Here is an 18,559-nt window from a genome sequence, read left to right as displayed (position 1 = left end):
GGTGAAGCATGGACGCAGGCGACCACGCGTCCGAGAGCGCCGACCGCACGGCCGGCGACCGGGGGCAGGACGGCGGCCACGTGCCGGTCATGCTCGACCGCGTCCTGGACCTGCTCGTCCCCGCCGCGGAGGCGGTCACCGGCCGCGACCCCGTCTACCTCGACGGCACGCTCGGCATGGGCGGCCACGCCGAGGCGATGCTGCGCGCCGTCCCGCGGCTCCGGCTCATCGGCCTCGACCGCGACACCGTCGCGCTGGAGCGCTCCGCGCGGCGGCTCGCGCCCTTCGGCGACCGGGTGACGCTGGAGCACGCCGTCTACGACGGCATCCCGGCGGTGCTGCGCCGGCTCCGCGTCCGCGCGGTGGACGCCGTCCTGTTCGACCTCGGGGTGTCCTCGCCGCAGCTCGACGAGGCCGGCCGCGGCTTCGCCTACTCCTACGACGCGCCCCTCGACATGCGGATGGACCGCACCCAGCGCCTCACCGCCGCCGAGGTCGTCAACGGCTACCCGCCCGCCGAGCTCGCCAGGATCCTGCGCGAGTACGGCGAGGAGCGGTTCGCCCAGCGGATCGCCTCGGCCATCGTCCGCGAGCGCGAGCGCGCCCCGCTGGACTCCACCCGCCGGCTCGCCGACCTCGTGCGCACCTCCATCCCGGCCGCGACCCGCCGCACCGGCGGCAACCCGGCCAAGCGCACCTTCCAGGCGCTGCGCATCGAGGTGAACGGCGAACTCGACAGCTGGCGCCGGGCGCTGCCCGCCGCCCTGGGCGCGCTCCCGGTCGGCGGCCGGATCGCCGTCCTGTCCTACCACTCCCTCGAGGACCGCATCACCAAGCAGGTCCTCGCCGCCCAGGCGGCCGACACCACCCCGCCGGACCTGCCCGTCCCGCTGCCCGAGCACGAGCCGAGGTTCCGGCTCCTGACGCGCGGAGCCGAGCTGCCGTCCGGCGAGGAGACCACGACCAACCCACGGGCCGGATCGGTGCGGATGCGCGCCGCGGAGCGGGTCCGGGAGGCGACATGACGACGACGAGCAGGCGCCCGCCGACCAAGGCGCCGAAGAAGAGGACCACTGTGCCGAGGGGCGCGGCGCGGGCCGCGGCGGCGAAGCCCGCGCCCGGCGCGCCGGCCGAGACCGAGCCGAAGACCGCGCCCAAGGGCCCGGCCAAGACCACGGTCAAGCCCGCGTCCAAGACCACGGTCAAGACCGCGTCCAAGAGCACGGTCAAGACCGCGTCCAAGGGCACGGCCGCCAAGCCGGCGGCCCGCAAGAGCGCGCGGGCCCGTCCGGCCGCGGTCCAGCGGGCCGCGCCGCGCACGCCGTTCGTGCTGCTCATCGTCGGGCTGCTCGGCGGCGCCCTGGTGAGCCTGCTGCTGCTGAACACCGTCCTCGCCCAGGACGCGTTCACGCTGACGCGGCTCCAGCAGAGCAACAAGCGCCTGGAGCAGCAGCGCCAGGCGTACGAGGAGGACATCGCCCGCGAGGGCTCTCCGGCCGGGCTGTCGCAGAAGGCCAGGGCGCTCGGTATGAAGGAGGCCGAGGACCCGGCCTTCTTCGACCCCGACACCGGCCGGGCGAGCGGCGGCACGATCCGTCCCGTCCCGCACGCGGCCGCCGCGTCGGCGGGCGCGGCGGGCGTCCTCGGCGTCCCCGGCACCGTGGTGCCCGGCGACGGCGTCCGGGCCCCGGCGGCGGGGTCCGCCGGCGCGGGCGCCCGGGCCGGAGGCGGGGCGCCGTGACGGGGCGCGGCACCGGGGAGCGGGGGACGCGGTGACGAAACGGCCGGGAGCCGGGCCCCCCGGCCCTCCGCCCGGCCGGCGCCGCGGCCCGGACGGCCGGGCGCCCCGGGGGTCGGCCGGGCGGGACGACAAGAGCGGCCCGGGCGCGGCGCGCGCGTCCGGGCATCAGACCGGCGGCACTCCGCGCTCCCCGGGCGCGCGGGCGGACGGCGCGGGACGGCCGGGCAAGAAGGGCGGCGCGCCCCGCCGTCCCTCGCGCACCGGCACCGGCGGCGCGACGGGCGGCTCCCCCCGCCGGGAGACCCCGCGCAAGCCCGCGGAACGCAAGGGCGCCGAGCGCAAGAGCGCCGAGCCCAAGAAGACGGCGCCCGAGAAAACGGCGCGCAAGGAAACAGGGCGCAAGGAAACAGGGCGCAAGGGAGCGGAGGGCAAGGGGACCGAGCGGAGGGCGGCGTCGCGCCAGGAGCCGCCCAAGGCCCCGGCCGCCAAGCCCGCGCGGAAGAAGCCGCCCGCCGCCGGCGCCCGCAAGAGCGGCGCGGGCGCGGCCCGCGGCGCCCGCGCGGGCGGCTCGGGCCCGCGGCCGCCGGGCCGCGGGCCGCGCCCCCGCGTGCCCTTCCACCGCCGCGACCCGATGAAGCGGCTCAACGTCGGCCTGCTCGCCGTCGCGTTCGTGCTGTCGCTGTTCGCCGGGCGCCTCGTCCAGCTGCAGACGATCGAGTCCGGCAAGTACACCGAGGAGGCGATGCGGCAGCGGATGCAGGAGATCAAGCTGCCCGCCGTCCGCGGCGACATCACCGACGCCGACGGGAACGCGCTCGCCATGACGGTGGAGGCGCGCGCCATCTACGCCGACCCGTCGCTGATCGAGCCGGGCAGGCGGCAGGCGGTCGTGAACGCGCTCGCCCCGACGCTCGGCCTGAACCCGGCGACGCTGATGAGGCAGATCGGCAAGACCGACACCCGGTTCGTGTACCTGGCGCACGGCGTCCGTCCCGACCAGGCCCGGCTCATCACCTCGTGGAACTTCCCCGGAATCGGGACTCTGCCGGAATACCGCCGCGAATACCCCAACGATTCGCTGGCCGCGAGCGTCATAGGCTTCGTGAACGACACGGGGAAGGGCGCGGCCGGCCTGGAGAGCTCGATGAACGACGTGCTCGCCGGGCGCGCGGGCTGGCAGCGGGTGGAGATCAGCCTGGAGGGCCAGCACATCCCCATGGGCGAGGACCAGAAGCGCCCCTCCGTGCCGGGCCGCGGCCTCCGGCTCACGCTCGAACGCGACCTGCAGTTCCGGGCGCAGGAGGCGATCGAGAAGCAGGTGAAGGCGACCAAGGCCGCCGGCGGCAGCGTGATCGTCATGGACCCGCGCACCGGGAAGCTGCTCGCGATGGCGTCCGCGCCCGGGTTCGACCCCAACCGCTACGGCGAGTCCGCCCGGTCCCTGTGGGGCAGCCCGCTGGTGCAGGACGCCTACGAGCCGGGCAGCACCGGCAAGGTCGTCACGGCCGCCGCGGTGATGGAGCACGGCGGCGTCACGCCGCTGACGCCCTACACCGTCCCCGACAAGATCAAGAAGTACGACGTCGAGTTCCACGACTCGCACCCGCACCCGACGGAGCGGCTCACGTTCCAGGGGGTGCTCGCCAAGTCCAGCAACGTCGGCACCATCATGGCCAGCGAGAGCATCTCCCAGCAGCGGCTCTACCAGACGCTGCGCGAGTTCGGCTTCGGGCAGAAGACCGGCCTGCAGCTGCCCGGTGAGACGCCCGGCCTGCTGCAGCCGCCGAACAAGTGGTCGGGGACCGACCGGTACCCGATCGCGTTCGGCCAGACGGTGTCGGTCAACGCGGTGCAGATGGCGAGCGTGTACGCGACCATCGCGAACGGCGGCGTCCGCGTCGCGCCCACCCTGGTCGAGGGCACCGTCGGCGAGGACGACGCGTTCACGCCGGCGCCCGCGCCGCAGCGCAGGCAGGTCATCAGCGCGAAGACGGCCCGGCAGATCAGCGACATGCTGGAGGGCGTCACCACCGACGAGGGCACCGCCCCGAAGGCGCAGATCAAGGGGTACCGCGTGGCGGGCAAGACCGGCACCGCCGAGAACGTCAACCCGCGCACCGGCACCTACGAGGGCGGCGGCTACACCGCGTCGTTCGCCGGGTTCGCCCCGGCGGACGACCCGCAGCTCGTCGTGCAGGTCGTCCTGCGGGACCCGAAGCGGGGCAGCCACTATGGTGGCGATGCGGCCGCACCGGTCTTCCGGGACGTGATGAGCTTCGCCCTCCAGTCCCAGAAGATCCCGCCGACGCGGAGCAGGCCGCCGATCGTCCAGATCCACGCCCGAGACTGATCGCAGCGAGTACCCTCCTCGCCTGTGAGCCCACCACCCGTGTCCCAGCGGTCCCGTTCCGCTCGCACCGAAAGAACAGCCATGCGTCCGACGACAAATCCGGCCCGACCGCTGAGCGGGCTGGCGGAGCTTCTCGGGATCGAGCAGGACGGCTGGGACCGCGTGTCGGTCACGGGGATCACGCACGACTCGCGGGCGGTGCTGCCCGGCGACGTCTACGCGGCGCTGCCCGGCGCGCGCGCACACGGCGCCCAGTTCTCCGGCCAGGCGGCCGACGCGGGCGCGGCGGCGATCCTCACCGACCCCGGCGGGTACGACCGGGCCGCCGCGGCGGGCCTGCCGGTCCTCGTGGTGCCCGACGTTCGCGCGCGGCTCGGCGACGCCGCGTCGTGGGCGTACGGCGAGCCGGGGCGCGACATCACCCTCATCGGCGTCACCGGCACCAGCGGCAAGACCACCACCGTGTTCCTCGTCGACGCGGGGCTGCGCGCGGCCGGGATCGAGACGGGCCTGGTCGGCGGCGTCGAGATCCGGGTCGGCGGCGAGCGGGTGCCGAGCGCGCTGACCACCCCCGAGGCGACCGACCTGCACGCGCTGCTGGCGATGATGCGCGAGCGCGGCGTCGGCGCCGCCGCGATGGAGGTGTCCAGCCACGCGCTCGTGCAGGGCCGCGTCGGCGGCGCCCGCTACGAGGTCGCGGTGTTCACGAACCTCTCCCAGGACCACCTCGACTACCACCCCACCATGCAGGACTACTTCCTCGCGAAGGCGCGGCTGTTCACGCCGGAGTACTCCCGCGTGGGCGTGGTGAACCTGGACGACCACTACGGCCGGGAACTGCTGGCGATCTCCGCGGTGCCGACGACGACGTTCTCGGCGTCGGGCGACCCGGCGGCCGACTGGCGGGCCGAGGACGTGCGCGTCGGCGCCGACGGCAGCGTGTTCCGCGTCGTCGGGCCCGGCGGCATCGAGGCGGACGCGGAGGTCCTGCTCGCCGGGCCGTTCAACGTCGCCAACGCGCTCGCCGCGATCGTCGCGCTGGTCGAGGCCGGCATCCCGCTGCAGGCCGCCGTCCGCGGCGTCGCGTCGCTGCCGGGCGTGCCCGGCCGGCTGGAGCGCGTCGACGAGGGCCAGGACTTCGTCACCCTGGTCGACTACTCGCACAAGCCGGGCGCGGTCGAGGCCGTGCTGAACGCGCTGCGGCCCGTCACCGAGGGCGATCTCACGGTGGTGCTCGGCTGCGGCGGCGACCGGGACCGCGGCAAGCGGCCGCTCATGGGCGAGGCCGCCGCCCGGCTCGCCGATGCGGCGTACTTCACCAACGACAACCCGAGGTCGGAAGATCCGCTCGCGATCCTCGCCGCTATGGTCGAGGGCGGGCTCAAGGTGCCGCAGCCCGAGCGCGCGCACATCGTGGTGGAGCCCGACCGCGCCGCCGCGATCGGGCTGGCCGTCGGCCGGGCCCGCCGCGGCGACGTCGTCGTCGTCGCGGGCAAGGGCCACGAGCAGGGGCAGAACGCGGCGGGCGAGGTGCATCCGTTCGACGACCGCGAGGTCGTCCGCGCGGCCCTCCGGCGCCGGACACGAGGGACTAGAGGGGACGGGACGCAGGCGTGATCCCACTTCCGCTGTCGACGATCGCGGAGATCACGGGGGGGACCCGGCACGGGCCTCCGCCCGGGGCCCCGGACGTCGTGGTGAGCGGTCCCGTGGTCGTCGACTCCCGCGCCGCGGCGCCCGGGGCGCTGTTCGCGGCGCTCAAGGGCGAGCGCGCGGACGGGCACGACTTCGCGGCCGGGGCGCTCGCCGCCGGGGCCGCCGCGGTGCTCGCGCAGCGCCCCGTGGCGGGGCCGTGCGTGGTCGTGCCGGACGTCCAGGAGGCGCTCGGACGGCTCGCCAGGGGCCTGCTGGAGCGGCTCCCGGACGTGACGGTCATCGCCGTCACCGGCTCGGCGGGCAAGACCTCCACCAAGGACCTCATCGGGCAGCTGGCGGGCCGGGCGGGGCCGACGGTGTACCCGCCGGGCTCGTTCAACAACGAGATCGGGCTGCCGCTCACCGTGCTGCGCGCCGACGCCGGGACCCGCAACCTCGTCCTGGAGATGGGCGCGCGCGGGATCGGCCACATCGCCTACCTGACCGGGATCGCGCGGCCCGACGTCGGGGTGGTGCTGAACGTCGGCACCGCCCACGTCGGGGAGTTCGGCGGCCGGGAGAACATCGCCCGCGCCAAGGGCGAGATCGTGGAGGCGGTGCCGCCGGGCGGGACCGCGGTCCTCAACGCCGACGACCCGCTCGTCGCCGCGATGGCGTCCCGCACGCGGGGCGAGGTCGTCACGTTCGGCCGCGCGCCGGACGCGGTGGTCCGGGCGGCCGGCGAGACGCTCGACGAGCAGGGCCGCGCCAGTTTCACCCTGGTCACGCCGGAGGGGACGGCGCCGGTGGCGCTGCGCCTGCACGGGTCGCACGCCGTCCCGAACGCGCTCGCCGCGGCCGCCGCGGCGCGGGCCGCGGGCCTCGGGCCCGGCGCGATCGCCGAGGGGCTGTCGGCGGCCGTGCCGGTCAGCCGGTGGCGGATGGAGGTCACCGAACGGGCCGACGGGGTGACCGTGGTGAACGACGCCTACAACGCCAATCCCGACTCGACGCGCGCCGCGCTCGACGTGCTCGTCCACATGGCCCGCGGGCGCCGCGCGTACGCGGTCCTGGGCGAGATGGCCGAACTCGGCGCCTCTTCCGTGGCGGAACATGCCAAGATCGGGCAGCATGTCGCGCGCAGCGGGATCGCCGGGCTCATCGTGGTCGGCGCGAACGCGGCGGCGATGGCCGAAGGGGCCGGGCAAGTGGGGTCATGGACGGGAGAGTGCGTGCAGGTGGATGACGTCGGCGCGGCGGTGGCCGCGCTCAGCGAGCGGCTCGGGCCGCGGGACGTCGTGCTGGTGAAGGGCTCTCGCGTGGCGGGACTGGAACGGGTGGCCGCGGCGCTCCTCGCGGAGGGCGCCCGATGACCAACATCATCATCGCGGCCGGCGTCGCGCTGATCTTCGTGATGGTCGGCACACCGGTGTGGATCCGGATCGTCAACCGGCTCGGCTACGGCCAGATGATCCGCGACGAGGGCCCGGAGGCGCACCTCAAGAAGCGCGGCACCCCCACGATGGGCGGGACGGTCTTCATCGTCGGCGCGCTCGTCGGCTACGGCGCCGCGCACCTCGCCACCGGGGACGAGCCGACGATCTCCGGCCTCCTGGTGCTGTTCCTGATGACCGGCCTCGGCCTCGTCGGGTTCGTCGACGACTACATCAAGGTGTTCAAGCAGCGCAGCCTCGGCCTGCGCAGCGGCGCGAAGATGATCGGGATCATCCTGGTCGGCGTCGTGTTCGCGGTCGCCTCCCTCAACTTCCCCAACGGCTACGACGTCACCCCCGCCGACCCCCGCCTGTCCTTCCTGCGCGACTTCGGCCCCTCGATCGGCCCGTACCTGTTCGTGCTGTGGGCGCTGCTGCTCATCGCGGCCATGTCCAACGGCGTGAACCTCACCGACGGTCTGGACGGCCTCGCGGCGGGCCCGGCCGGCATGGTGCTGGCCGCCTACGTGATCATCGGCAACTGGCAGCTGCGCAACAGCTGCGCCGCCGCCCTCGCCCCCAACTGCTACAGCGTCCGCGACCCCCTCGACCTCGCGGTGGTCGCCGCGGCCGTGCTCGGCGGCGTGTTCGGCTTCCTGTGGTGGAACGCCCCGCCCGCGAAGATCTTCATGGGCGACACCGGCTCGCTGGCCCTCGGCGGCGTGCTGGTCGGCCTGGCGATCCTCACCCGCACCCAGTTCCTGCTCGCCATCCTGTGCGGGCTGATCGTGATGATCACCCTGTCGGTGATGATCCAGGTCGGCGGGTTCAAGCTGACCGGCAAGTTCATGCCGCAGCCCAAACGGATCTTCAAGATGGCGCCGCTGCAGCACCACTTCGAGATGTCCGGCTGGGCCGAGACCACGATCGTCGTGCGCTTCTGGCTGATGTCCGCGCTGTTCACCGCGGCCGGGCTCGGCCTGTTCTACCTGGAATGGATGCCGAAGAAGTGAGCGAGCCCTGGGACGGCCTGCCGGTGTGCGTGGCCGGGCTCGGCGTGTCCGGCCGCGCCGCCGCCCGCGTGCTGGCCGGGCGCGGCGCCCGCGTCACCGCCGTGGACGCCCGCGACGGCGAGGAGCAGCGCGGGCACGCCGCCGAGCTGGAGGCCCGCGGGGCCGCGGTCCGGCTCGGCGACGGCGAGCGCCTCCCCGAGGGCACGGAACTGGTCGTGACCTCGCCCGGCTGGCGGCCGGACGCGCCGCTGCTCGCCGCGGCCGCCGCCGCGGGCATCGAGATCATCGGCGAGGTCGAGCTGGCGTGGCGGCTGCGCGGGCCCGGCGCGGCGCCGTGGCTCGCCATCACCGGGACGGACGGCAAGACCACCGTCGTCCGGATGCTGGCGTGCATGCTCGCCGCCGCCGGCCGCAAGGCCCTCGCCGTCGGCAACGTCGGCACGCCCATCGTGGAGGTCGTCGAGGGCGCCGGGGCGTCGTCCGCCGGGGAGCGGCACGCCGAGCCGTACGACGTCCTCGCGGTGGAGCTGTCGAGCTACCAGCTGCACTGGTCCAGCTCGCTCGCCCCGGAGGCGGCGGTCGTGCTGAACGTCGCCCCCGACCACCTCGACTGGCACGGCACCATGGACGCCTACGTCGGCGCCAAGGGCAAGATCTACGCGCCGGGCACCGTCGCGGTCTTCAACGCCGACGACGACACGTCCGCGGCGCTCGCCGAGCGCGCCGAGGGCGTGGACCGGCGGATCGGGTTCACCCTGCGGGTGCCGCGCCCCGGCGAGCTCGGCGTCGTCGACGAACTCCTCGTCGACCGGGCGTTCACCGATGACCCCGCGCGGCACGCCGCGGAGCTGGCCGCGCTCGGCGACGTCCGCCCGTACGCGCCGCACAACGTCGCGAACGCGCTGGCCGCCGCCGCGCTGGCCCGCGCGTTCGGGGCGCCGCCCGAGGCCGTCCGCGAGGGGCTGCGCTCGTTCGTCCCCGACCCGCACCGCATCCAGCACGTCGCGGACGTCGCCGGCGTCGCCTACGTCAACGACTCCAAGGCGACGCAGCCGCACGCCGCCGCCGCGTCCCTCGCCGCCTACGAGCCCGTCGTGTGGATCGCCGGCGGCCTGCTCAAGGGCCTGGACGTCGACGACCTGGTGCGCTCGTGCGCCGGGCGGCTGCGCGGCGTCGTGCTCATGGGACGCGACCGGCACCGGATCGCGGAGGCACTCGCGCGACACGCCCCGGATGTCCCGGTCGTCGACGTCTCCGACACCGACACTGGGGCCATGAACCGCGTCGTCAGCGAAGCCTCGGGCCTCGCCCGCCCGGGGGACACCGTCCTCCTCGCGCCCGTCGGGGCGTCCTTCGACATGTTCGCGAACTACCCGGCCAGGGGCGACGCCTTCATCGCCGCCGTGGAGCGGCTCGCCGGGACGTCCCCCGCCGGGGACGTCCCGTAGCCGTGACCGCCGCGGCCGAGGAGGAGGGCGGCGGGCGTCCGGGGCCGCGCGAGCAGGTGGCCGCCGCCGTCGGGCTGCTCGACCGGCCCCTCACCTCCTACTACCTGGTGCTGGGCTGCTCGATGATGCTGCTCGGGCTCGGCCTGACGATGGTGCTGTCGGCGTCCAGCGTGAAGCAGCTCCAGGCGACGGGGTCGGCGTACACGCTGTTCCAGAAGCAGGCCATGTGGATGGTGATCGGGCTGCCGGGCATGTGGCTGGGCTCCCGGCTGCCGGTGCGGACGTTCCGCGCGCTCGCCTACCCGCTGGTGCTGCTGTCGATCGTCTGCCTGGCGCTGGTGCTCGTGCCGGGGCTCGGCCGCAGCGCGGGCGGCGCCACCCGCTGGGTCGACCTCGGGCCCGTGCAGATCCAGCCGTCCGAGCTGGCCAAGCTCGCGCTCGTGCTGTGGGGCGCCGACCTGCTGGCCCGCAAGGACCGGCTCGGCCAGCTCACCGAGTGGCGGCCGCTGCTCGTCCCGCTGATGCCGGGCGCCGGGATCCTCGTCCTGCTCGTCATGCTGGGCAGCGACCTCGGCACCACGCTGGTGCTCCTCACCATCTTCCTCTCGCTGCTGTGGGTCGTCGGCGCGCCCGGACGGCTGTTCGTCGGCATCGCCGGGCTCGTGTGCCTGCTCGTGTCGATCCTCATCGTCGTCGAGCCGTACCGGATGCAGCGCCTCACCGGGTTCCTCGACCCGTCCGGGAACCAGCTCACCACCAACTACCAGGGCACGCAGGGCCTGTTCGCGGTGGCGTCGGGCGGCCTGTTCGGCACGGGCCTCGGCGAGGGGCGCGCCAAGTGGGACTACCTCCCGCACGCCGAGACCGACTTCATCTTCGCGATCGTGGGGGAGGAGTTCGGGCTCGTCGGCACCCTCGTTGTCCTCGGCCTGTTCGGCATGCTCGCCTACGCCGGCCTGCGGATCGCGCGGCGGGTGAAGGACCCGTTCACCCGGCTCGCCGCCGCGGGCGCCACCGCGTGGCTGGTCGTGCAGGCCATCGTGAACATCGGCGCCGTCATCGGGGTCCTGCCCATCACGGGGATCCCGCTTCCGCTGGTGTCCTACGGCGGGTCGGCGCTCATCCCGAGCCTGTTCGCGCTCGGGATGCTGCTCGCCTTCGCCAAACGCGAGCCGGGCGCGCGGCAGGCACTCTCCGCACGTGGCCCCGGACCGGTCGTGAGGGCTCTAAGCTGGCTGGGTCTGGCACGGCGTTGAAATCCCCCCTTTCGACCACGCTGAGGAGTTGTCAACGAGCATGAGGGTTGTCCTGGCCGGCGGGGGCACCGCCGGACACATCGAGCCCGCCCTGGCCCTCGCCGACGCGCTGCGCCGCAACGACCCGAACACCGGGATCGTCTGCCTCGGAACCGAGCGCGGCCTGGAGACCCGGCTCGTCCCGCAGCGGGGCTACGAGCTCGCGCTGATCCCGCCGGTGCCGCTGCCGCGCACGCTGACGCCGCAGCTGCTGTCGGTCCCCGGCCGGCTGCGCGGAGCGATCAACGCGGCGGCGGGCGTCCTCGACCAGGCCCGCGCCGACATCCTGGTCGGCTTCGGCGGCTACGTCGCCACGCCCGGCTACCTCGCGGCCCGCAAGCGCAAGGTCCCGATCATCGTGCACGAGGCCAACCCCAAGCCCGGCCTCGCCAACAAGCTCGGCGCCCGGTTCACCGAGCACGTCGCCGTCTCGCACGCCGACTCGCCGCTGCCGAACCCGACGTTCGTCGGCATCCCGCTGCGCCGCGAGATCGCCACACTCGACCGGCTCGCGATGGGCGACAAGGCCCGCTCCTACTTCGGGCTGCTGCCCGACCTGCCCACGCTGCTGATCTTCGGCGGCTCGCAGGGCGCCCGCTCGCTGAACCAGGCCGCGGTGGCCGCCGCGCCGTACCTGCGGCAGGCGGGCATCCAGGTGCTGCACATCGTCGGGCCGAAGAACACCGAGGAGCCCGAGCCCGCGTCCGGCGGCCCGCAGTACGTGACGATCCCCTACTGCGACCGGATGGACCTCGCCTACGCCGCCGCCGACATGGCCATGTGCCGCGCGGGCGCGATGACCTGCGCCGAGCTGGCCGCCGTCGCGCTGCCCGCGGTGTACGTGCCGCTCCCGATCGGCAACGGCGAGCAGCGCCTCAACGCCGAGCCGATCGTCGCGGCGGGCGGCGGCATGCTGGTCGACAACGCCGAGCTGTCGCCCGACTGGATCGCCCGGAACCTGCTGCCGGTGCTCGCCGACCCGGCCCGGGTCGCGCACATGTCGGAGGCCGCCGGCCGGATGGGCCGCCGGGACGCCGACGTCGCGCTCGCCCGCATGGTGTACGACGTGGTCCGCTCGGCGGGCGCCGCGCGATGAGCCTGATCGACCCGGGGGAGGTGGTCCCCGCCGGCGAGCTCGGCAGGGTCCACTTCATCGCGATCGGCGGCGCCGGGATGTCCGGCATCGCCCGCATCATGCTGCGCCGCGGCATGGCCGTGTCCGGCAGCGACGCCCGCGACTCCGAGCTGCTCGGCCAGCTCGGCGACCTCGGCGCCAAGGTCTTCGTCGGGCACGACGCCGCCCACGTGGGCGACGCCGACACCGTGGTGGTCTCCACGGCGATCCGGGAGGCCAACCCCGAGCTGGTGGCCGCCCGCGACCGGGGCCTGCGCGTCCTGCACCGCTCCGAGGCGCTCGCGTCCCTCATGGCGGGGCGGCGCGCCGTCGCGGTCGCCGGGACGCACGGCAAGACGACCACGACCTCGATGCTGACGGTCGCGCTCCAGCACGCCGGCGCCGACCCGTCCTACTGCATCGGCGGGCAGCTCGTCACCACGGGCCTCGGCGCCGACGAGGGCACCGGCGACGTGTTCGTCGCCGAGGCCGACGAGAGCGACGGCTCGTTCCTCATGTACACGCCGCACATCGCGGTCGTCACCAACGTCGAGGCCGACCACCTCGACAACTACGGCGGCTTCGAGATGGTGAAGGAGAACTTCGCCCGCTTCGTCGACCGGGTCGAGCCGGGCGGGACGCTCGTCGCCGGCGCCGACGACCCGGTCGCGATGGAGCTGGCCGACCTGGCGCGGGCGCGCGGGCTCACCGTCCGGACCTACGGCGAGGCCGAGGGCGCCGACCTGCGGGTGACCGGGTTCACCCCGCGCGGCCTCGGCTCCCGGTTCGGGATCGAGGGCGCCGGCGCGGTCGAGCTCGCCGTCCCCGGGCGGCACAACGCGCTCAACGCCGCCGCCGTCATCGCGGTCGCGCAGGCGCTCGGCATGGACGACGCGCCGGTGCGGGCCGGCCTCGCCGCGTTCGGCGGCGCGATGCGCCGGCTGGAGCGCAAGGGCGCGGCGGGCGGCGCCGAGGTGTTCGACAGCTACGCCCACCACCCGACCGAGCTGACCGCCGACCTGGACGCCACCCGCGACTACCTGGGCGAGAAGGGCGCCCTGTCGGGCACGCGGGGCAGGATCATCGCGGTCTTCCAGCCGCACCTGTACAGCCGCACCCGGTTCTTCGCCGCCGAGTTCGGCGCGGCGCTCGGCCTCGCCGACGTCGCGGTCGTCCTGGACGTGTACGGCGCCCGCGAGGACCCGGAGCCCGGCGTGACGGGCGCCCTCGTCGCCGACGCCGTCCCGGCCGGCACGGAGACCGTCTACGCGCCCGTCCGGGACGAGGTGCCCGGCATCGCGGCGTCCCTCGCCCGGCCGGGCGACGTCGTCATCACGCTGGGCGCCGGGGACGTGACGCAGCTCGGGCCGCTGATCCTGGAGCGCCTGGCGGGGTCCTGACTCCGGTTCCGCGCACCGGTTCCGCACGCGGGTTCCGCGCGTGACACGCCGCCGCGGGGGCGGTCGGCTGCGCGCGGCGGGCGGACTGCCAAGCTTGGGTCATGACCGAGGCGCGGACGGACCGGCGCGCCGTCTCCGAGGAGGGGGCGGCCGGCGAAGGGCGCGGCGGTCCGAACCGGTGGAAGGCGGTCTTCGTCACACTGCTGGTCGTCGGCGTGCTCGGCCTGGTGACGTGGGTGCTGCTCGGTTCCCGGCTGCTGGTGGTGCGGCACGTCGAGGTGACGGGCGCCGGCCTGGCGCCCCGCGACCGGATCGTCGCCGCCGCCGGGATCGACCTCGGCACGCCGATGGCGCGGCTGCGCACCGGCGCGATCGGCGAGCGCGTCGAGCGGCTCCGCGAGGTCGAGTCGGCGAAGATCGAGCGGCACTGGCCGGGGACGGTCCGGATCGTCGTGCGGGAGCGGGCGCCGATCGCGGTCTTCGCGCGCGACGGGCGCTACCACCTGCTCGACCGGCACGGGGTGACGGTGGCCGACGGGGAGTCCCGTCCGGCCGGGCTGCCCGCGCTGACGGTCGCCTCGCCGGGGCCGTCCGACCGGGCGACCCGCGCGGCGCTCACCGTGCTGTCCGCCCTGCCGGAACGGCTGGGCGGCAGGCTGGCGGAGGTGGCGGCGACCGGTCCGGAGACGGTGACCCTGCACATGAAGGACGGGCAGACGGTGGTGTGGGGCGCCGCCGAGCGGGCAGGGGAGAAGATCAGGCTGCTGGACGCCGTGCGGCGCACCGCCGCAGGCCGCGCCATCCGCACCGTCGACATCAGTTCCCCCGAGGTCCTGAAGACCAAGTGATTCGGACGAAGTGAGCCGGGTGCGTGTGTCGGGGCGATTCCGGCCGCCCGATCGGGCACGCTGGAACGGTCGACCCGGACGGATGCGGAACAGGGAGGAGGACGCCGGTGCACGCGGACCGCGGAACGAGCGGATGCCCGACGCCAACCAGGGCAAACCCATGCCAGGTGCGACACGCCGGTGGAGTTCGGGGGAGGTTAGTTGACCCTGGCGGTAAGGCCGCCCTACTGTCCGTATCAGTCTTCAGGTTGACATAACTGTAAGCCTCAAGTTGAGGGTGAGGGTTTTGGCCCCGCCTCAGTGCACAGGTCGGGAAACCGCGGCGGCACGGTCGGTCAGACCGGGCAGGGCGGTCAGAGAGAGCGGAAAGGCCCCTCGTCGTGGCAGCACCGCAGAACTACCTCGCGGTCATCAAGGTCGTCGGCATCGGCGGCGGCGGCGTCAATGCCGTCAACCGGATGATCGAAGAGGGTCTCAAGGGCGTCGAGTTCATCGCGATCAACACGGACGCCCAGGCGCTGCTGATGAGTGACGCCGACGTGAAACTGGACGTGGGCCGCGAGCTCACCCGCGGCCTCGGCGCCGGGGCCAACCCCGACGTCGGCCGCAAGGCCGCCGAGGACCACCGGGAGGAGATCGAGGAGGTCCTCAAGGGCGCCGACATGGTGTTCGTCACCGCGGGAGAGGGCGGCGGCACCGGCACCGGCGGCGCGCCCGTGGTCGCCAACATCGCCCGCTCGCTCGGCGCGCTGACTATAGGAGTCGTCACCCGCCCGTTCAGCTTCGAGGGCAAGCGCCGCGCGATGCAGGCCGAGGCCGGCATCGAGACGCTGCGCGACGAGGTCGACACCCTCATCGTCATCCCGAACGACCGGCTGCTGTCGATCTCCGACCGGCAGGTCAGCGTGCTGGACGCGTTCAAGGCCGCCGACCAGGTGCTCCTGTCCGGTGTCCAGGGCATCACCGACCTCATCACCACCCCGGGCCTGATCAACCTGGACTTCGCCGACGTCAAGTCCGTGATGTCCGGCGCCGGCTCGGCGCTGATGGGCATCGGCTCCGCGCGCGGCGACGACCGCTCGGTGGCCGCGGCCGAGATGGCGATCTCCAGCCCGCTGCTGGAGGCCAGCATCGACGGCGCCCACGGGGTGCTGCTGTCCATCTCCGGCGGCTCCGACCTCGGGCTGTTCGAGATCAACGAGGCCGCGCAGCTGGTGTCGAACGCGGCGGCCCCGGACGCCAACATCATCTTCGGCGCGGTCATCGACGACGCACTCGGCGACGAGGTCCGTGTGACGGTGATCGCGGCGGGTTTTGACGAGGGCCGGCCCGCAAAACCGGTCCCCGAACCGGAGAGCAAGCGGCTCCCCCCGCCGCCGCCCCGGCCGGTGCCGCCGCCGCCCGCCGCCCCGGCCAACCCGATCCCGAGCAGGGTCGGGCGGTCCGAGCCGGCGGGCGCGCAGAGCCGGCACGCCGGGCAGCAGGCGTCGCAGCAGTCGGTGGCGCAGGCCGCCGCCGCGCCGCACCCGCCCGCGCCGGCGCCGCCGGCCGCCCCCGCGCGGCCGGAGGGCGAGCGCGCCCAGCCGCCCGCGCAGGGGCACGACGAACGGGCGGCCGGCCGCGCCGAGCCCGCGCGCGCGGAGAGCACCTCGGCCGGGCCGCCCGGCGACCGGGACGGCGGCGAGTCCGCCGGGTCGCGCGCCCCCGCGCCGCGCCAGCCCACCGAGCAGTCCTCCTCCCGCGTGCACGCGGGAGAGAACGACGGCGGCCCCGCCTCCTCCGGGCAGCGCCGCCGTCCCGTGGTGTTCGACGAGGACGACGACCTCGACGTCCCCGACTTCCTGAAGTGATCACGACCGTCGCCCTGGGCGACGGCGTCGGCGCCGCCTTCACCGGCCGCGCCGGCGGCGTGAGCGGGCCCCCCTACGACTCACTGAACCTCGGCGGCGCGGTCGGCGACGACCCCGCCGCCGTGCTCGGCAACCGGCGGCGCGCCGCCGCCGCGCTCGGCGTCGACCCCGGCCGCACCGTCTACATGCGGCAGGTGCACGGCGCGGACGTCGCGTTCGTCACGTCCCCCGTCGCCCCCGGCCCCGTCGACGCCGTCGTCACGACCGTCCCGGGCCTCGCCCTCGCCGTCCTCGTCGCCGACTGCGCGCCCGTGCTCCTCGCCGACCCCGCCGCGGGCGTCGTCGGCGCCGCCCACTCCGGCCGTCCCGGCACGGCCGCCGGCGTCGTCCCGGCCCTGGTGAAGGCGATGTGCGAGCGGGGCGCCGACCCCGCGCGGATGACCGCCGCGATCGGGCCCGCCGCGTGCGGCCGCTGCTACGAGGTCCCCGCCGGGATGCGGGACGAGGTCGCCGCCGTCGTGCCCGCCGCGCACGCCACGACGTCCAAGGGCACGCCCGGCCTCGACATCCGCGCCGGCGTCGCCGAGCAGCTCGCGTCCGCCGGGGTGACCGGCGTCGACGCCGACCCGCGCTGCACCATCGAGGACGCCGGCCTCTTCTCCTACCGCCGCGAGGGCCGCACCGGCCGCTTCGCCGGATACGTCTGGCTCAGGGAAGACGCGTGACCCCCGAGGAGCGGACGGCCGAGCTGGCCGAGGGCCTCGCCGCGGTCCGCGGCCGCATCGCCGCCGCCTGCGCCGCCGTCGGCCGGGACGAGGACGAGATCACGCTCATCGCGGTGACCAAGACCTTCCCGGCGTCCGACGTGCGGCTCCTGGCCGGACTCGGCCTCACCGAGGTCGGCGAGAACCGCGACCAGGAGGCCCGGCCGAAGGCGGCCGAATGCGCCGACCTCCCGCTCACCTGGCACTTCGTCGGCCGGCTCCAGACCAACAAGGCCCGCGCGGTCGCCGGCTACGCCGACGTCGTCCACTCGGTGGACCGCTCCAGGCTGGTCACCGCCCTGTCGGACGCCGCCGTCCGCGACGGCCGCACGCTGCGCTGCCTCGTCCAGGTCTCGCTGGACGAGAAGGAGGCGGCGCAGGGGAGGGGCGGGGCGGCTCCGGACGCGGCGCCGGGGCTCGCCGACCGGATCGCCGGGGCGGCCGGGCTGCGGCTCGGCGGCGTGATGGCCGTCGCGCCGCTCGGCGCCGACCCGGCGCCCGCCTTCACCCGGCTCGCGGAGGTGGCGGCGGAGATCAGGCGGAACCATCCGGATGCCCGGATCGTCAGTGCGGGTATGAGCGGCGATCTGGAGCAGGCGATCGCGTGCGGCGCGACACACCTGCGGATCGGTACGGCGTTGCTCGGCGGCCGACGGGCAATCGTCAGGTAATGTCCCCCGAGTGGTACCCGGCGGGACGCGGGTCGCCACAACGGACCAGTCCAACGACGGCACCGGACGCGCCCGGCGCCGCGGCCACAGGACACGGAGGGGCGTATGGCCAGCGCGATGCGCAAGATGGCGGTCTACCTCGGCCTTGTGGAGGACGACCGTTACGACGACAAGTACGGCGACTACGACGAGTACGAGGTCTACGACGACGAGACCGACCCCGGTCAGACCCGTCGCCGTGAGGACGAATCCGGCGGTCAGCTTACCCGAGCGGAAGAGACCGCGGACCGGGATCGCGACCCTCACTCCACGTCGACCATAGAGCGACGTTCCGTGGCTCTCTACGAGTCCGGTACCACCGACCTCGCTCGTATCACTACTCTGCATCCAAGGACCTACAACGAGGCGAGGACCATCGGGGAGCACTTCAGGGAGGGCACGCCGGTGATCATGAACCTGACCGAGATGGTCGACAGCGACGCCAAGCGCCTTGTCGACTTCGCGGCGGGTCTCGTATTCGGCCTGCACGGGAGCATCGAGCGTGTTACGAACAAGGTGTTCCTCCTGTCGCCCGCCAACGTGGAGGTGACGGCGGAGGACAAGGCCCGGATGGCGGAACGTGGGTTCTTCAACCAGAGCTGACAGCAACAAGCGAGAGTATCCGTGAACATCGCTGGACAGGTGCTGACGTACCTCCTGTACTTCTTCCTCCTCTTCCTGATCGGGAGGCTGGTGCTGGAGGTCCTGCAGTCGTTCGCCCGCCAATGGAAGCCGTCCGGGGTGGTGCTGGTGATCGCCGAGGCGACCTATACCGTCACCGATCCGCCACTGAAACTGCTGAGGCGTTTCATCCCGCCGGTCCGGCTGGGTAACGTTGCACTGGACCTCAGCTTCACCGTGCTCATCCTTGTGGTCTGGATCCTGATCATGGTCGTCGGCTCCGTATTCGGCGGTCCCTAGATCGATCGGATACCGTCCTTCAGGGACAGACTCCAAG

The 18,559-nt window shown here is 74.4% G+C and carries 16 protein-coding genes; all 16 read left to right on the top strand.

The window, feature by feature from the left end:
* Positions 1 to 8: 8 nt before the first annotated feature.
* The 16 genes from rsmH to ACA511_RS16465 all read left to right on the top strand — a co-directional run bounded on the left by rsmH (position 9) and on the right by ACA511_RS16465 (position 18,522).
* The gene (gene rsmH / locus ACA511_RS16540; RefSeq protein WP_375025213.1) at positions 9 to 1,025 is read left to right on the top strand and encodes a 16S rRNA (cytosine(1402)-N(4))-methyltransferase RsmH; all 1,017 of its coding nucleotides are present in this window, start codon (positions 9 to 11) and stop codon (positions 1,023 to 1,025) included.
* On the top strand, positions 1,022 to 1,741 hold the full coding sequence (locus ACA511_RS16535; protein WP_375025212.1) for a hypothetical protein: 720 nt from the start codon (positions 1,022 to 1,024) through the stop codon (positions 1,739 to 1,741). The genes rsmH and ACA511_RS16535 overlap by 4 nt, the downstream gene beginning before the upstream one ends.
* A 31-nt stretch (positions 1,742 to 1,772) precedes the next feature.
* Positions 1,773 to 4,091, top strand: a complete 2,319-nt coding sequence (locus ACA511_RS16530; protein WP_375025211.1) for a penicillin-binding transpeptidase domain-containing protein — start codon at positions 1,773 to 1,775, stop codon at positions 4,089 to 4,091.
* 81 nt (positions 4,092 to 4,172) lie between these two features.
* On the top strand, positions 4,173 to 5,708 hold the full coding sequence (locus ACA511_RS16525) for a UDP-N-acetylmuramoyl-L-alanyl-D-glutamate--2,6-diaminopimelate ligase (protein WP_375025210.1): 1,536 nt from the start codon (positions 4,173 to 4,175) through the stop codon (positions 5,706 to 5,708).
* Entirely contained in the window at positions 5,705 to 7,099 is a 1,395-nt protein-coding gene (gene murF / locus ACA511_RS16520; RefSeq protein ID WP_375025209.1) for a UDP-N-acetylmuramoyl-tripeptide--D-alanyl-D-alanine ligase, read from the top strand. Before ACA511_RS16525 ends, murF begins: the two co-directional genes overlap by 4 nt.
* Positions 7,096 to 8,172, top strand: a complete 1,077-nt coding sequence (gene mraY / locus ACA511_RS16515) for a phospho-N-acetylmuramoyl-pentapeptide-transferase (RefSeq protein ID WP_375025208.1) — start codon at positions 7,096 to 7,098, stop codon at positions 8,170 to 8,172. The genes murF and mraY overlap by 4 nt, the downstream gene beginning before the upstream one ends.
* A complete protein-coding gene (gene murD / locus ACA511_RS16510) occupies positions 8,154 to 9,620 on the top strand; it encodes a UDP-N-acetylmuramoyl-L-alanine--D-glutamate ligase (RefSeq protein WP_375025207.1) in 1,467 nt (488 codons plus the stop codon). Before mraY ends, murD begins: the two co-directional genes overlap by 19 nt.
* 2 nt (positions 9,621 to 9,622) lie before the next feature.
* Positions 9,623 to 10,876 (top strand): putative lipid II flippase FtsW, encoded by a 1,254-nt coding sequence (gene ftsW, locus ACA511_RS16505; RefSeq protein WP_375025206.1) that lies wholly within the window; start codon positions 9,623 to 9,625, stop codon positions 10,874 to 10,876.
* A gap of 40 nt (positions 10,877 to 10,916) precedes the next feature.
* Complete coding sequence (gene murG / locus ACA511_RS16500) at positions 10,917 to 12,011, top strand: undecaprenyldiphospho-muramoylpentapeptide beta-N-acetylglucosaminyltransferase (RefSeq protein WP_375025205.1); 1,095 nt, start codon at positions 10,917 to 10,919, stop codon at positions 12,009 to 12,011.
* Positions 12,008 to 13,429, top strand: a complete 1,422-nt coding sequence (gene murC / locus ACA511_RS16495) for a UDP-N-acetylmuramate--L-alanine ligase (RefSeq protein ID WP_375025204.1) — start codon at positions 12,008 to 12,010, stop codon at positions 13,427 to 13,429. Before murG ends, murC begins: the two co-directional genes overlap by 4 nt.
* A gap of 101 nt (positions 13,430 to 13,530) precedes the next feature.
* Positions 13,531 to 14,277 (top strand): cell division protein FtsQ/DivIB, encoded by a 747-nt coding sequence (locus tag ACA511_RS16490; protein WP_375025203.1) that lies wholly within the window; start codon positions 13,531 to 13,533, stop codon positions 14,275 to 14,277.
* Positions 14,278 to 14,657: 380 nt separating this feature from the next.
* The gene (gene ftsZ, locus ACA511_RS16485; protein ID WP_375025202.1) at positions 14,658 to 16,127 is read left to right on the top strand and encodes a cell division protein FtsZ; all 1,470 of its coding nucleotides are present in this window, start codon (positions 14,658 to 14,660) and stop codon (positions 16,125 to 16,127) included.
* Positions 16,124 to 16,852: a peptidoglycan editing factor PgeF gene (gene pgeF, locus ACA511_RS16480; RefSeq protein ID WP_375025201.1), complete on the top strand. Its 729-nt coding sequence runs from the start codon at positions 16,124 to 16,126 to the stop codon at positions 16,850 to 16,852. The genes ftsZ and pgeF overlap by 4 nt, the downstream gene beginning before the upstream one ends.
* Positions 16,849 to 17,562, top strand: a complete 714-nt coding sequence (locus tag ACA511_RS16475) for a YggS family pyridoxal phosphate-dependent enzyme (RefSeq protein WP_375025200.1) — start codon at positions 16,849 to 16,851, stop codon at positions 17,560 to 17,562. Before pgeF ends, ACA511_RS16475 begins: the two co-directional genes overlap by 4 nt.
* Before the next feature lie 105 nt (positions 17,563 to 17,667).
* The gene (locus ACA511_RS16470) at positions 17,668 to 18,204 is read left to right on the top strand and encodes a cell division protein SepF (RefSeq protein ID WP_375025199.1); all 537 of its coding nucleotides are present in this window, start codon (positions 17,668 to 17,670) and stop codon (positions 18,202 to 18,204) included.
* A gap of 21 nt (positions 18,205 to 18,225) precedes the next feature.
* The gene (locus ACA511_RS16465) at positions 18,226 to 18,522 is read left to right on the top strand and encodes a YggT family protein (RefSeq protein WP_375025198.1); all 297 of its coding nucleotides are present in this window, start codon (positions 18,226 to 18,228) and stop codon (positions 18,520 to 18,522) included.
* The last annotated feature ends 37 nt before the right edge of the window (positions 18,523 to 18,559 follow it).

It is taken from the genome of Actinomadura sp. GTD37 (assembly GCF_041951365.1).
In the GTDB taxonomy this organism is placed as follows: Bacteria; Actinomycetota; Actinomycetes; order Streptosporangiales; family Streptosporangiaceae; genus Spirillospora.
Note: the sequence above shows the minus strand (reverse complement) of the source record. Positions and strands in the feature narration are given on the sequence as shown.